Origin of the sequence: Streptomyces odontomachi (assembly GCF_024435355.1) — a bacterium.
Lineage (GTDB): Bacteria > Actinomycetota > Actinomycetes > Streptomycetales > Streptomycetaceae > Streptomyces > Streptomyces odontomachi.
Genome location: NZ_JAMJWG010000003.1, coordinates 347,469 through 361,434, shown reverse-complemented (window position 1 = coordinate 361,434; position 13,966 = coordinate 347,469). Strand labels below are relative to the sequence as shown.

Genomic DNA, 13,966 nt, shown 5'->3' with positions numbered 1-13,966 from the left:
GCGCCCGTGCTGGGGCGCGCCCCCGGCGACGGCGCGTTCCCCCGGCGACGCTGTTCAGCCCGTGTCGACGTTCAGTTCGTGCCGATCTTCGCCAGCAGGTCGACGATGCGTGCCTGGACCTCCGCGCTCGTGGAGCGCTCCGCCAGGAACAGCACCGTCTCACCGGCCGCGAGCCGCGGCAGTTCCGCGCGGTCGACCGCTGCGGTGTAGACGACCAGCGGGGTGCGGTTCAGCTGGCCGTTCGCCCCGAGCCAGTCGATGATTCCGGCCTGCCCGCGGCGTACCTGCATCAGGTCCATCACGACCAGGTTCGGTCGCATCTGGCCGGCCAGCGCGACCGCGTCGGCGTCGGTCGCGGCGCATGCGACCTGCATGCCGCGCCGCTCCAGCGACGCGGTCAGCGCCATCGCGATCTCCGGGTGTCCCTCGATGAGCAGCACCCGTGAGGGATGCTGCTCGCTGTCGCGCGGCGCGAGCGCCTTGAGGAGCACGGCGGGGTCGGCGCCGTACGCCGCCTCGCGCGTCGCCTGCCCCAGGCCCGCGGTCACCATGACCGGCACCCCGGCCGCGACGGCCGCGTGCCGCAGCGACTGCAACGCGGTCCGGGTGATCGGGCCGGTCAGCGGGTCGACGAAGAGCGCAGCGGGGAACGCCGCGATCTGCGCGTCCACCTCCTCGCGCGAGTGAACGGTGACCGGGCGGTAGCCGCGGTCGCTCAGCGCCTGCTCGGTGTACACGTCCGGGGCGGGCCAGACGAGCAGCCGGCGCGGGTTGTCCAGCGGCTCTGGCGGCAGCTCGTCGTCCAGGGGCTGGGGCGCCGGCTGGTCGGAGACCTCCACCGCGCCACCCGGGCCGTCCAGCGGTTCGGGTCCCTCGTCGGCGTTCTCGTCCGGCGCGCCGATCGCGTAGGAGCGGCCCGCGCCCTCCGATCCCGACGTGAGCCGGGTGTGCGCGGCCGGCGGAGGCGGCGGCACGGGGGCGCCCTGGGAAGCGGACCGGGCTCCGGCGGGCGCGAGCGGGGACTGCCCGGCCGGTAGGCGCTGCTGGCCGGGCACGCCCGAGCCGGCGTCGTCCTCCTGGTCCTGGCGGTTGCCCAGCTTGCGACGGCGACCGGGCGGCACGTGCTGGCCGGCACCGGCACCGGCACCGGTCCCGGCGCCTGCGCCGGTGCCCGGGCCGGGGGCCGGTCCCGACGCCTGCGGCGGGGGCGCGGCCGGCATCGGGCGCTGCTGCGCGGGCGGCTGCGGCTGACCGACCTGGCGGGGCGGCTGGTGGGACGGTACCCGGGGCAGCGGGGAGACCGAGGGACTGTTGTCCTGCCGCTGGACCGGGCGGCCCCCGGTGGGCTCGCGCTCGGCGATCTGCCGCCCGAAGGGCACGCCCTGGCCGAGGGTGCGCACGCTGAACGCCCGCCCCTGCGTCGAGTCCGGGTCGGGCGCCGCGCCCTGGCCGGGTAGCGCGTGCTGGGCAGGGCGCAGTCCGGCCGGTCCCGCGCCGGTGTGCGGGCCGCGCCCGGCAGGTGCCGGTGCGCCGGCGGACGGGCCGGGCCCGAGGGCCGGCCGCCCGCCCTGGGGCGCGCCTGCGGAGCCTGCCGCGCTCGCGCCGGCGGGCAGCTCGGGAACCGCCCGGGAGCGCCCGGCCTGCGCCGACGACGCCCCGGAGGGCGCCGATGACTGCACGCCCTGGGCCGGGGCCGGGGACGGCCCGCCGTGCGCGGCGGCCGGCGCACCGTGGGTGCCGTGCGCCGCGGCGCCGGGTACGGACTGGCTCGGCCACGGCTGGGCGGGTGCTGGTCCGGCGGACGCCGTCCCCGGTGCGCCCGCCCGGCCCGCCTGCCGTGGCAGGGCAGCGGTCGCGACGCGTGGATCGACTCGGGGGTCCACCCGCGGGTCGGGCTGGCGCCCGGGACCGCCGGGCGGGCTGGGCACGGGTCCTTGCGGCCGGGCCTGCTGGGGCGCGGCGCGGCGCCGTCCGGTGGGCGCTGCGGCGTCGACGGGATGGGGTTCCAGCGGCGTGTGGTCCTGCACCGGGTCGTGCAGCATGGCGGCGTGGCCACCCGCGCTCTGCGTGCGATCGGTGCGGTCCGCCTCGGCGGGCGGCAGCGCGAAGACCCTGGGCACCGACACCTCGGCGGCATCGTCGCCGTCGTCCTGCCCGGCCGGGGTGAGCGCGCGCCGCGCCCGCCGCCCGGTCGGCCGGCCACCACCAACGTGCGCCGGGGCATCCCCGGCGGAAACGGAACCGTCGTCCGCGTCGTCCGCTTGGCCCGAGTCATCGACTGCCCCGGCGTGCGCCCCGAGGGCAGGGGCACTGTGACTGCCGTGCGACACCGCGGCCGGCCCGCCGGGTGTCCCGGCCGGTGGCGTCCCGGAACCCGGACCCTGCACGGTCGCCCGGCCCGGACCCAGCGCGATCGGTCCGCTCTGCCCGCCCGGCCCGCCGGGCGCACCGGACGGGTACGGCTCGCCGGGTGTCCCGGACGCCGCTTCCGTGCCGTTGGCCGACGGGCCCGGGGGGAGCGCGGCAGCGGGCAGCGCGCGCTGGTCGACGGCGCGGCGAGCCCGCCGCCCGGTGGGTGCCGGCACGCCCTGCGGCGGCACCGCCTCACCGTGCGCCGCAGCGCCCGCCGCATGCTCCGCGGCCGTCGTCACGGCGCCTTCGGACGGACTCGGCCGCCCACGCCGGCGCCCGGTACCTGCGCTCGGAACCGGTGCCGCGCCCGTGGGCACGCTCTCCTCCGGCGACTCCTTGGCGCGCCGTCCGCGCCGGCGCCCGGTGGGCCGGGAGGGCTCCCCGGCGCCCTCGCCGGCCGTCTCGCCGCCGGTCACCCCGGCGTCGGAGCCGTACGAGCCGTCTTCGTGCGGACCGTCCTCCTGCGCACCGGCCCCGTGCGCACCGGAATCCGCGCCGGCAGGCCCGGCCGCTCCGGCCGTATCGGCGTCGGTGGCCGCCCCAGCGCCCCCGGTGTCATCGCCGTCGAGGAAGGCGCTCACCGAGGCCCGCCGTGCCCTGCGCCGCCCGTGCGGCGCTTCCGTCTGCCCAGCCGTCTGCCCCGTCTGCCCCGAGTGCGCCGCCTGCGCCCCCGTCTGCCCCGCCTGATCGAGCTGCCCCGCCTGATCAAGCTGGCCTGCCTGTTCCGGCTGCTCCGTCCCCTGCGCAGGCGTCCCCTGCGCAGGCCCGGGCAACGCCGGCAGGGCAGGAAGCGCCCGGCCTCCCGTGCCGCCCTGCGCATCGTTCACCGCGTGCCCGGCCGCCGGGTACGCGCCCGGGTCCGCTACCGGGTAGCCGCCCGACGCGGCCGCCGGATACCCGCCGGAGCCGTCCGCCGCGGACCCGCCGGCCGTGCCGGACGCGTCGGCGCCCATCGAGGAGTCCCCCGGGTACCCGCCGGAAGCGTCCCCCGAGTACCCGCCGTAGGCGGCGGGCTCCTGGGCCCCGAAGCCGCTGGGTGCCGCCGCGCCCCCGATCGGCACCTCGAGCACATATGCGCTACCGCTCGTGCCGGGTACCTCGTGGGTCTGGAGGACCCCGCCGTGCGCCCGGACGATCCCGCGCACGATCGGCTCGTGCACCAGGTCTCCGCCGGCGTACGGGCCGCGTACCTCGATGCGTACGGCGTCACCGCGCTGGGCGGCGGCCACCACGATCGTCGAGTCCATGTATCCGCCGGCGGACACCGGCGCGTTGCCCGTGGCGTCCACGCCGGCGACGTCGGCGACGAGATGGGCGAGCGCGGTGGCCAGCCGCTCCGGGTCGACCTCGGCCTCGACGGGCGGGGCGTGCACCGCGAACTGCGCCCGGCCGGGCCCGATCAGCTCGACCGCGCCGTCCACGCCCGCGGTCACCACCGCGTCGATCAGCGCGGGCCGCTTGCTGAGCTGCTCGCTCCCCGCGTCGAGCCGCTGGTAGTTCAGGACGTTGTCGACGAGCGTGGTGATGCGGGAGTACCCGGCGGCGAGGTGGTGCAGGATCTGGTTGGCCTCCGGCCACAGCTGGCCGCCGTCGTCCGAGGCCAGCTTGTACAACTCGCGGCGCAACTCGTCCAACGGGCCGCGCAGGGAGCCGCTGAGCACCGCGAGCAGTTGTTCGTGGCGCTGGTCCAGCGCCTCGAAACGGTCCTTCTCGCGCTCGGCGAGCGCCGCGTACCGGTCCTTCTCGGCCGCCAGCTCCTCCTCGTGCGCCTCGACCACCGCGGCGTACTCGGTGGCCTGCTGCTCACGGGTCTCCCCGAGTTCGGCGGCGTGCTGCTCGCGCAGCCCAGTCACCTCGGCGGCGTGCCGCTCGCGCAGTTCGGCCAGCTCGGCCGCCTGCTGCGCGCGCAGCTCGGACACCTCCGTGGCGTGCCGGGCGGCCTCCTCTTCCTTCTCCGCGGCGAGCGCGTCGTAGGCACGCCGGTCCGTGAACGTCAGCACGGCGCCGACGAGTTGCTCCCCGTCACGCACCGGTGCGGTCGTCAGGTCGACCGGGACCTTCTTCCCGTCCTTGGACCACAGCACCTGCCCGCGCACCCGGTGCTTCCGCCCGGACCTGAGGGTGTCCGCGAGCGGCGACTCGGCGTACGGGAACGGGGAGCCGTCCGCGCGCGAGTGCAGGACGAGGCGGTGCAACTCCTTGCCGCCGAGGTCGCCGGCACGGTGGCCGAGGATCTGCGCGGCCGCCGGGTTGACCAGGACCACCCGGCCATCGGTGTCGGTGCCGACCACGCCCTCGGCGGCGGCCCGCAGGATCATCTCCGTCTGCCGCTGAGACCGGGCCAGTTCGGCCTCGGTGTCGATGGTGCCGGTCAGGTCGCGCACGACGAGCATCAGCAGTTCGTCGCCGGTGTAGGCAGGAGCGTCGTAGTACCCCTGGCCGTCGTAGGGCTGCGGGCCGCGTTCCAGATTCGCGCTCGTGACCTCGACCGGGAACTCGCTGCCGTCCGTGCGGCGGGCGATCATCCGGGTGGGCTTGGTCCGGCCGCGCTCGTCCGTGCTGTCCGGGATGCGCATCGAGCCGGGGATCAACCGGGAGTCGAAATGCGGCAGAAGATCGAGCAGCCCCCGCCCGACCAGCCGGGTGCCCTGCGCCTCCAGGGTCTCCAGGGCCATCGTGTTCGCGTTGACGACCGTGCCGTTGGCGTTGACCAGCAACAACGCGTCCGGGAGTGCGTCGAGTATCGCGGCGAGGCGAGCAGCGCCTCGGGATGGCCTGCTGCTCACGACGCTTCCTCCCTGTTACCGCACCTTGCTGCCCGCGCAGGCCATCTTGCCTCCGGGCCCGCGACGTGTCACGGGAGGGAGTCTACGGGCAGCCGTTGCGCCGGCGATGCCGGATGAGACGGGCACCCGGGCCGCGTCGCACCGGTTCGCCCCACCCGGTGAACTCACCACGCCCGCACCGGAACCCCGCCGACGGCGGCCCCGCTACGAGGCGTCGCAGGTCATGGCGGGCGAGGCCGGCACCGACCGGAATGCACCGATCCCGTTCCGGCATCTACGCACCGGTTTCACCCATCCCTCACATACCAGCCCTGTTTCGACGCATACCGGTCCCGTTCAACACCTCGCGCCACCCCTTGCGCCACCCTCACGCACCGGCCGCCGGCAACACCGGAATCAGCGTGTTCCACCGACCGATCTCGCAGCCGTTGGTGCGCGCGAAACGGGCGTCCACCGGGGCGCCCTGCCAGGTGCCGGTGACGTGCGCGGTGGCCGGGCCGCCGTACATCATCGTGCACATGCTGCGCTGCGGGCTGCTGGCGAAAGGGTTCTCCCCCTGCGACGCCAGTTGCGCCAGCTTCTCGCAGGCACCGGTCGGATTCGGATGCGTCCCACCGTCCGGGCCGCATTCGAGACGGTACGTTCCGTCGACACCGCTCCCCGCGCCGGTGACGGTGATCGTGAGCTGGTCCTGGCCGGCGAGGAAGGACGGCAGGCCAAGACCGCCGGCATCGGCGTGGGCCAGCGCGGGCGCCACGCCCAGGACGGTGAGGGAAGCGGCGGCGGTGACGGCGAGACGTCGCAGCATGACGGTCTCCAGGGGAATTCGGGTGAACGGCAGGAAAACCGCGTACGCGGCCTTACCGCATCTAACGCCGCACGGTCCCGGACGTTGCGCGGCGCACCGGCACCCGGTGGACGTCACACGCCGAAAGAGCTTTGCCCTGCGCCCATCCTGCCTAGTACCGTGGGGCTCGATTGGTGACACCCCACTCGGCTGTGTCATCATCTGCTCGCACCACCGCGCACGCGCGGATGCAATTGGAGGCGTCGCCTAGTCCGGTCTATGGCGCCGCACTGCTAATGCGGTTTGGGCCTTAAAGCCCATCGAGGGTTCAAATCCCTCCGCCTCCGCCACCACAATCCCGAAGCCTCGGCCTTGTCTGGCCGGGGCTTCGGGTTTTGGGTTTCGGGCTTCGAGCTTCGGTCCTGGGGCTTCGGTGGGGTTCGGGGGGCGACATCGGCGGTCTTCGAGGCGTCTTCTCTGGCGTCCCCGGCTTTGCCGGCTTTGCCGGTAGTCGCTGGGAGCGGCTGGTGGAGTCGCCGGCGCTCGCGGAGCTGGTGGGCGCGCCGCCGGTGGGGTGCGCCGAGCGGACCACCTCGACACCCCGCACCGCCGCGCCGGACCGGCCCTGGGTGCGACAGATCGCCAAGCTGGGCTGGAGCACGTTTCCGCAGGTCAGGCAGGCTGGGCCAAACGGATTTCACCTGGCGGCGCAGGTCATGTAATGTTGTTCCAGCAAGGACGGCCGGGGCTGAAAGGCGGCGGCCTGAGAGGCAAGAGCACAACAGAAGACAGGCACTCGTAGCTTAACGGATAGAGCATCTGACTACGGATCAGAAGGTTGCAGGTTCGAATCCTGCCGAGTGCGCAGCAGGTCAGAGGCTCCTTGGGATCATCCCGAGGGGCCTCTGGCGTCGGCGTGTGTGGCTGAGCGTTTCCAAGATCGTAGGGGCTTCGGCGCGCTGCTCGTCGTAGAGCTGTCTCCCGGGCCGCCCGGGCCGCCCGGTCCGTAGGGCGCGCTCCCCGAGCCGCCCGGGTCGGCGTTCTACACCGGCACGGTGGGCGTTCGATCCGGGGCCGGCTCGCCGCGTACGCGGTAGACGCCCGGCAGTACTTCGTCGGACTCTTCGGCGACGAGTGGTACCAGGTAGGCAGGCCAATGGGTGTGCGCATCCCACTTCGCCCCCATCGGCAGGGCCACGCCCGAAGCAGTTTTGAGGTCGGCGCGGCGTAGGTCCGCGTCGGTCAGGTTGGCGTCGGTCAGGTTGGCGTCGGACAGCTTTGCGCCGGTCAGGTCCGCGGAATGCAGGTCCGCGTCGGTCAGGTCCGCATCGCGCAGGTCCGCGCGGCGCAGGTCTGCGTCGGTCAGGTCGGCGCCGGACAGCATTGCGCCGGTCAGGTCCACGAAAAGCAGGTACGCGCCGATCAGCTTCGCGTCGGTCAGGTCGGCGTCGGTCAGCTTCGCGCTGGTCAGGTCCACGAAGTGCAGGTCCGCGTCGCGTAGGTCCGCGCGGCGCAGGTCTGCGTTGGTCAGTTTCGCGCCGTTCAACTTCGCGCCGGTCAGGCGTGCGCCGGTCAGCTTCGCGCCACTCAGGTCCGCGCCGGTCAGGCGTGCGCCGGTCAGGTCCACGAAGCGCAGGTACGCGTCACCCAGCTGTGCGCGGCGTAGGTCCGTGTCGGTCAGGTCCGCGTCGCCCAGGTCCGCGCCGGTCAGGTCCAGCGGATCAAGGCCGGACGAAGGCTTCGGGTGGTTGAGGTGCGCGGCTTGGGGGACTGGGGCGCGGGGCGCTTCACTCGTGTGGCGCGCGATGGCTTCCGCGGTGTCAGCGATGGCGGTGGCGGGGGCGTCGGGGCAGGCGAGGTAGAGCAGCCCGCGGAGTGCGGCTGCGTGTTGTTCGCGCTCGGCGTCCGTCACCACATCTCCAGGGTAGGTCGGTGGCTCATGGCTGCGGCCACTGTCGCTTGACGCAGATGGGGCAGCGGTAGCCGGGCCGGGTGTGGGTGGCCAGCAGGAATCCGATGGCCGCGTTCTCGGCCCGGCGCACGGGTCCGTCCGTGCTGCCATGCGGAGGCGGTGCGGCCGACCCCATGATCGTTTCGATGATGCGGGTGAAGTGCTTCTCTGCCTGCTTCCAGTCCGGTTCGACATCCGGGCCGTCGGAGCCGACGGGGTGGCGGGTGCCGAAGGCCAGGACCGCCGCCCTGACCGTGTCGTTGCCCTCCTCGTACACATCGTGCAGCGTGATCACGGGCCGTCCCCGGAAGAGGCGGGCGGTTCGGCGAGGCGGCGCAGCTCGTCGAGGACGTCACTCAGTTCGCGTGCGTGGTGGGCCTGGATCTGCTCGGTGATGACGTAGCCGGCCGCGGCTCCGATGATGGCGGGGATGGCGGCCCAGCCGGTCAGGGACAACGGCCACGCGCACCACTGCGGGTGGACGGCAGCGGGCGAGGTGATGCCGGTGACCACGTCGTAGGCGTTCGCCCAACCGATCAGGAACCCGTTCAGCCCGTACAACGCCACACATGTCCCCAGCACGACGGCGCCGCGGCTGATCAGCCAGAAGCCGAATCGGGGCAGGGCGTGCCGGTCGGCCCAACGTGCCCGCAGCCGCTGCCGTCGACTTGGTGGCGGCGGCCCGCCAGGCGACGGCCATGGTGGTGTGGACACGCCGTTCAGGGTAGAGGTCGAGCCGTCCCCCATGGGGGTGAATGTCGGCCTTGGCAGGGGCGGGACGACCCGTGTTCACGGCCTGAGGAGAGGGACGGCTGTCTGACGGCAAGGGATTTCTCCGCTGCGGTAGGCGATCGGTAGAGACGTGGTTGTCTTCGCGTACGCCTGGGACCGCCGTGCGGGTCCGTGACCTGAACGAGCCACGCGTGCAACTGTTCGGCCGTTACCCTCACGCGCACGGCAGGGCACTGCACTTGACGACGGGGGAGCGATGGGCGTGGTCGGAGGGCGGGAGCGGACGGGTGTCCAGGCGTCGGTCTTTCCGGAGCTCGGTGCGGACGATCCGGAGCAGTTGGGCGCGTACCCGCTGGTGGCACGGCTCGGTGCCGGGGGCATGGGGAAGGTCTACCTGTCCCACACGCCGGCCGGACGGCCCGTCGCCCTCAAGGCGATCCGTCCCGAACTCGCGGACGACCCGGACTTCCGGCACCGTTTCCGGCAGGAGGTAGCGGCCGCACAACGGGTGCAGGGGCTGTACACCGCGGCTGTCATCGACAGCGACACCGACGGCACCCCGGCCTGGCTCGCCACGGCCTACGTGCCGGGCCCGACGCTCGCCGCGGCGGTGGCACGGCACGGTCCCCTGCCCCTGTCGACCGTGCTGCTCCTCGCGGCGGGGGTGGCCGAGGCGCTCCAGGCGGTGCACGAGGCGGGGATCGTGCACCGGGACCTCAAGCCGTCCAACGTGCTGCTGGCCACGGACGGCCCCCGGGTGATCGACTTCGGCATCGCGCAGGCCGCCGACTCCACGGCGCTCACGAACACCGGGGTCTTCGTCGGCACCCCCGCGTTCATGTCGCCCGAGCAGGCGACCGGCAAGAGACTCGGGCCGGCGATCGATGTCTTCTCGCTCGGCCAGATCGTCGTGTTCGCCGCCAAGGGCACGCCCGCCTTCGGTGCCGGCCAGACCCATGGCGTGCTGTACCGCATCGTGCATGAGGAGCCGGACCTGACCGGCGTGCCCGAGGTGCTGCTGCCGCTGGCGGAGCGCTGCCTGGCCAAGGATCCGGACGAGCGGCCCGCACTCGCCGAGGTCATCGAACTGTGCCGGGCGGCGTCCGAGGGCGGCAGGCTGGCCCGTTCCGAGAACTGGCTCCCCGAGGCGGTCGCCACCGACGTCAGCCGGCACGAGGCGGTGCCCGGCCCGGAGACCGCCGTCCGCGGGCGCGGCCGGGGCGCCGCCGACCGGGGCTCCCGAGCAGCCCGGCGCGACCACACCGCCGCCGTCGCCGCATCCGCCCCCGACCCCGTACCCGCCCCCGACCCCGCATCCGCCCCCGGCGCCACCTCTGCCTCCGACCGCGCCTTTCCTACGTCGACGGCCGGGCATCCCGACGTCGCCGATCCGACGCGGCCGATGGGCAGGCCGTCGCCGCGCCCTCGGAGACGGCGGGCGCGCATCGCCGTCTTGGCCTGTCTCGGGGTGCTGGCCGTGGTCGTCGGGTTGGGGGTCGTCGGCTCGAGCGGCCATGACAGTACGGCTGAGAGCAGGGCCGGTAGCTCCTCGGGGAGGGGTGCTGACGACGGCTCCGGCCCCCGTCGGCCCAACCCCCACCCGAAGAAGTTCACGTACAGGGGCATACACCTGTCCGGCCGTCAGGACTTCGTGCAGTTCAAGGACGACCCCATCAAGCCGACGGCGACGATCGACGGGTCCACCTCGGACATGGAATGGAACTGCAAGTGGGTGGGGGGAGGCTGTGTCTTCGAGGCGTACCGGGCCAAGATCTTCCCGCTCCGCGCGGCGCAGAAGGGATCCCTTGACACCTGCCTGAAGGCCACCCAGTTCACGTCCACCTTCACGGGTGACGGGCGCATCGGCTCACAGTTCTGTGTGACCACCACCGCCGGGGACGTCGTCCTGGTCACGTACAAGGGTCCGGACCCGACGACCCAACCCGCCGAGTACCCCGTGGACATCGACATCGACATCTGGCGTGACGCCTTCCCGAAGGACGCGTACTGACCCCGTACGGAACGGGTGCGCACGTCAGATGCGCAGGACGTGCACGGCGAGCAGCGTCTGCCAGGTCCAGCCGATGGTGAGGGAGATGCGCTGGATCAGCCCGCCGTGGTCGACCCAGCGTTGCTGCTGGCTGAACGCGACGGTTGCCAGCGCCATCGTCGCCGCGAAGGTCACGCCGCTGGCGATCGAGTAGGCGGACCAGGCGGACCAGGCGGGCGAGTCGGCCAGGGCGCATACGAAACAGGCCGCGGTGAGGGCGAGGAATCCGATGAGGGAGCACAGGTCGTGCAGAGCCCCTGGCCGGGTGGGGCGCTGGAGCTGGTCAGGGGTGCCGGGCGGATAACCGCTCACGGGATCCGTTCGGCAGACACCCGCGCCCAGGAGACCGATCGCCCATACGCCGATCAGCAGCGCACCCCAGCGGGAAGGCCCTGCACCCCAGTGGGAAGGCCCCGCACGCCAGAGGCCCACGGCGAAGGCCAGCGTCAGCAGCCCTGTGAAGAGGAAGTTGACGGTCTGGGCCCATCCTGCGGGGCCGAGGGCGAGTGAACTGACCGGATGGCGGAACGGTCGGTAGCCACGCCGGCCGGTGCCTTCGAGTAGATACGCCATGGTGAAGAGGGGGCCGGCGGCGATCCCGCAGGCGAGCAGTGCGTGGTTACCCATGGTGTCAACGTAAGTTGACGAGGTCGGGTATGTCAACGTCAGTTGACGATGGGTGGGGTGCGAGACGGTGGGCTGGTTCAGCTCGTATGGGTCGCCACGGCATCGATGATCTCGGGCCAGAGTTCACGCGGGCGATCGTGGCCCATGTCAGGGATCAGCAGGAGGGTGGCTCCGGGCACCAGTTCCGCGGTGCGGCGGCCACCGCTGGGGTCGATCAGGGTGTCGTCTAGGCCATGCATCACCAGGGTCGGCACCCGCAGTTCCCGGAGCGCCTCCGCGCGCGAGCCACTGAGGACCATGGCTCCGAGCTGGCGTCCGACCCCGGCGGGGTAGTGGCCGCGGTCGTAGCTGCGAGCAGCCAGCTCGCGCAGCACCGCGGCGTCGCCGTAGCGCTTGGAGGCCCAGACCAGTTCCCGGTCCGCCGCTGCGATGTACCCCTCGCGGTCCGCCGGCTTCGGGCCGAACAGCACCGCACGGGCTTCGGGGCTCGGCTGGCCGTATTCGCCTTCGCCGGTCGAGGACATCATCGAGGTCAGGGTCAGCACCCGGGACGGTTGGGAGATGGCCATCGTCTGGGCGATCATTCCGCCCATCGAGGTTCCGACCACGTGAGCCCGTTCGACACCGAGTGCGGTGAGCAGTCCCAAGCCGTCGTCGGCCATGTCCTGAAGCCGGTACGGCACCATCGCGAGGGCGGTCGGAATGTCTCCCGAGCTGACGGCCGCGATGAGGCGGCCCGTGTCGACGGGATGATCGTGGAACTTCGTGGACAGCCCGCAGTCACGATTGTCGTACCGGATGACGTATCGGCCACGGTCTGCCAGCGCACGGCAGAAGTCCTCGTGCCAGGCGATCAGCTGAGCGCCGAACCCCATCACGAGCAGCACCGGGGCGGCACGGCGGTCACCGAAGGTGTCGTAGGCGATGGACACTCCGGGCGACACGTCGACGATCGGCATACGCGGAGCCTGCCACGATCGGCTGACCGGGCACACGACGGGCGGGCGATGCCGGCCCGTTCGCGGGTGAGCGGGCGACGCCGACCCGTTCACCGGATGGCGGGCGGAGCCGGCTCGCTCACCGGTGGGCGACGTGGGGCGGGCGGGCGGTGTCGGTCACCACTCCCCGTCGGACACCGGCCTGCCCGGTGCGTCGCCGAGCGGCTTCACCTGGTGGGGGGACGGCTGCTGCCAGGGCTCGTGGTCGTCGCCGATCCAGTCACCCACCGGGCGTACCCCGTCGAGCGTGCCGGTGGGTGACAGATCCTCGGCGTCGGTGTCGTAATAGTCGAACCACGGCAGGCCGGCCGCGGTGTACGCGGCACGGTCGACCGGCGACGGCGGCGGTGCCTCGCCCGTGATGCGGCGCCACTCCGGCGGCGTCACGAGGTGTACGAAGACGCGGCCGGAGGGATTGTCCGCCCAGTCCGACAGGGGACGCTCGTCGCGGTACACCTCCTGGCGCATGCTGCCTCCCACGCCCAGCCCCATCGCGGTCGCGCGAGGCGCGCTGCCGGCGCGCGGGGCGGCCCCGGGCGCCGCCGGAGCGGGCATCGGCGGAGGAAGCGGCTGCCCGCCCTGGCTGCCCGGCATGGGGGCACCGCCCGGCATGGGTGCGCCCCCCTGCGCGGGTGCGCCACCCGGCATGGGTGCGCCGTACGCTCCCCCGAACGGCTGTGGCGCCGCGTACGCCGGTGCTCCGTACAGCCCGCCGGGGGGCGCGCCGGGGGCCGGGAAGGGCGCCGGGTGGGGCGCGGGCGGAGGAGTGGCCCGCCGCTGTTCCGCCCGCCACTCCGCGAGTGCCTGAGCGGTCGGCTCGAACGTCTGGAGCTGCACCCCGCCCCACGTCTCCTCGCCGGTGACCTGGCCCTCCACCGTGGCGCCCATGCCGAGCGGTACGGCGACGAACTGCCGGACCGTGCCGGTGCCTGAGTTGATGCCGTCGAGCCACGGCTGGCGCGGCAGCACCACGTAGTTCTGCGGGTGCTGGCCGAGCCGGTCGCTCCACGGCCTGCCCGACACCGCGCACACCTTGCCCACGCCGACCTGGAGCGCCGCCGGTTCCGTCGCCGTGAAGCTCAGCCACATCGCCTCGCGCAGATACACCGGCAGCATCACCCCACCGCGTGCGCGCCACTCGTCGGGAACGGTGTGCGCGAAGTCCTCGACCCGACGCACCGGGAACTCGCCGAGCCCTGGGGGCAGCGCGTGCGTGCCCTTCTCCGGCAGGCGCAGGGTCCGCATGAAACGGACGCGCACGCCGCCGGGCAGCAGCAGGCTGTCTCCGTCGATCCGTACGGCGGCATCGGCATGAGGTGCCACGATGCGATCTCCCCCTGGGTGGTGACGGCCCGGCGCGGCGGTGTTCCGGCCGGATGGCTTCGGTGGTGCAGGTCGTGGTGGCTGTCGGGCGGCGCCCGGCCGGCGGCGTCTTTCGTCGCAACAGCCGGCTCCGGTGCCCGGCTCCAGTAGGTAGACGACGGCTGGCGTGACGGGGCGGTTCCGCGGCGCCGCCGGGTGGTGCGTGGCTGGTGCGGTCGCGTGACCGCCCTGCAACGCGCCCACTTCGGCGTTCCGCTCGATGGTGAAGAAGGCGACCGCCTTCGTGTCAGACGCTGATGA

Annotated in this window: 9 protein-coding genes and 2 tRNA genes; 3 read left to right on the top strand and 8 right to left on the bottom strand. The window is 73.3% G+C overall.

All coding sequences use genetic code 11. The features are described from left to right. Positions 1-71: 71 nt before the first annotated feature. Positions 72-5,198: a PAS domain-containing protein gene (locus NQO67_RS09530; protein ID WP_255949352.1), complete on the bottom strand. Its 5,127-nt coding sequence runs from the start codon at positions 5,196-5,198 to the stop codon at positions 72-74. A 367-nt stretch (positions 5,199-5,565) separates the two neighbouring features. Beyond that, positions 5,566-6,006, bottom strand: coding sequence for an SSI family serine proteinase inhibitor (locus NQO67_RS09525; RefSeq protein ID WP_255949350.1), 441 nt, complete (start codon positions 6,004-6,006; stop codon positions 5,566-5,568). A gap of 235 nt (positions 6,007-6,241) precedes the next feature. Between NQO67_RS09525 and NQO67_RS09520 the strand changes: the two genes are divergently transcribed. Together NQO67_RS09520 and NQO67_RS09515 are read left to right on the top strand one after the other, a co-directional pair. Beyond that, positions 6,242-6,335 (top strand) — tRNA-Ser (locus NQO67_RS09520). 442 nt (positions 6,336-6,777) lie between these two features. Next, positions 6,778-6,850, top strand: a tRNA-Arg gene (locus NQO67_RS09515). A 177-nt stretch (positions 6,851-7,027) separates the two neighbouring features. Here the strand turns inward: NQO67_RS09515 and NQO67_RS09510 are convergent. The 3 genes from NQO67_RS09510 to NQO67_RS09500 are packed head-to-tail and all read right to left on the bottom strand — an operon-like array spanning position 7,028 to position 8,650. Further along, positions 7,028-7,900: a pentapeptide repeat-containing protein gene (locus NQO67_RS09510; RefSeq protein WP_255949348.1), complete on the bottom strand. Its 873-nt coding sequence runs from the start codon at positions 7,898-7,900 to the stop codon at positions 7,028-7,030. Between the two features lie 22 nt (positions 7,901-7,922). Next, positions 7,923-8,231, bottom strand: coding sequence for a hypothetical protein (locus NQO67_RS09505; RefSeq protein ID WP_255949346.1), 309 nt, complete (start codon positions 8,229-8,231; stop codon positions 7,923-7,925). Further along, positions 8,228-8,650: a DUF6313 family protein gene (locus tag NQO67_RS09500; protein WP_255949344.1), complete on the bottom strand. Its 423-nt coding sequence runs from the start codon at positions 8,648-8,650 to the stop codon at positions 8,228-8,230. The genes NQO67_RS09505 and NQO67_RS09500 overlap by 4 nt, the downstream gene beginning before the upstream one ends. A gap of 274 nt (positions 8,651-8,924) precedes the next feature. Between NQO67_RS09500 and NQO67_RS09495 the strand changes: the two genes are divergently transcribed. Continuing rightward, on the top strand, positions 8,925-10,679 hold the full coding sequence (locus NQO67_RS09495; protein ID WP_255949342.1) for a serine/threonine-protein kinase: 1,755 nt from the start codon (positions 8,925-8,927) through the stop codon (positions 10,677-10,679). Positions 10,680-10,703: 24 nt separating this feature from the next. On the opposite strand, the gene NQO67_RS09490 is transcribed toward NQO67_RS09495, so the two are convergent. From NQO67_RS09490 to NQO67_RS09480, 3 genes are all read right to left on the bottom strand, one after another. Then, entirely contained in the window at positions 10,704-11,345 is a 642-nt protein-coding gene (locus tag NQO67_RS09490; RefSeq protein WP_255949340.1) for a DUF998 domain-containing protein, read from the bottom strand. A gap of 77 nt (positions 11,346-11,422) precedes the next feature. Next, positions 11,423-12,304, bottom strand: coding sequence for an alpha/beta fold hydrolase (locus NQO67_RS09485; RefSeq protein ID WP_255949338.1), 882 nt, complete (start codon positions 12,302-12,304; stop codon positions 11,423-11,425). A gap of 156 nt (positions 12,305-12,460) precedes the next feature. Further along, positions 12,461-13,666 carry a hypothetical protein gene (locus tag NQO67_RS09480; protein WP_255949337.1) on the bottom strand — a complete coding sequence of 402 codons (1,206 nt, stop codon included), beginning with the start codon at positions 13,664-13,666 and terminating at the stop codon, positions 12,461-12,463. Positions 13,667-13,966 lie beyond the last annotated feature (300 nt).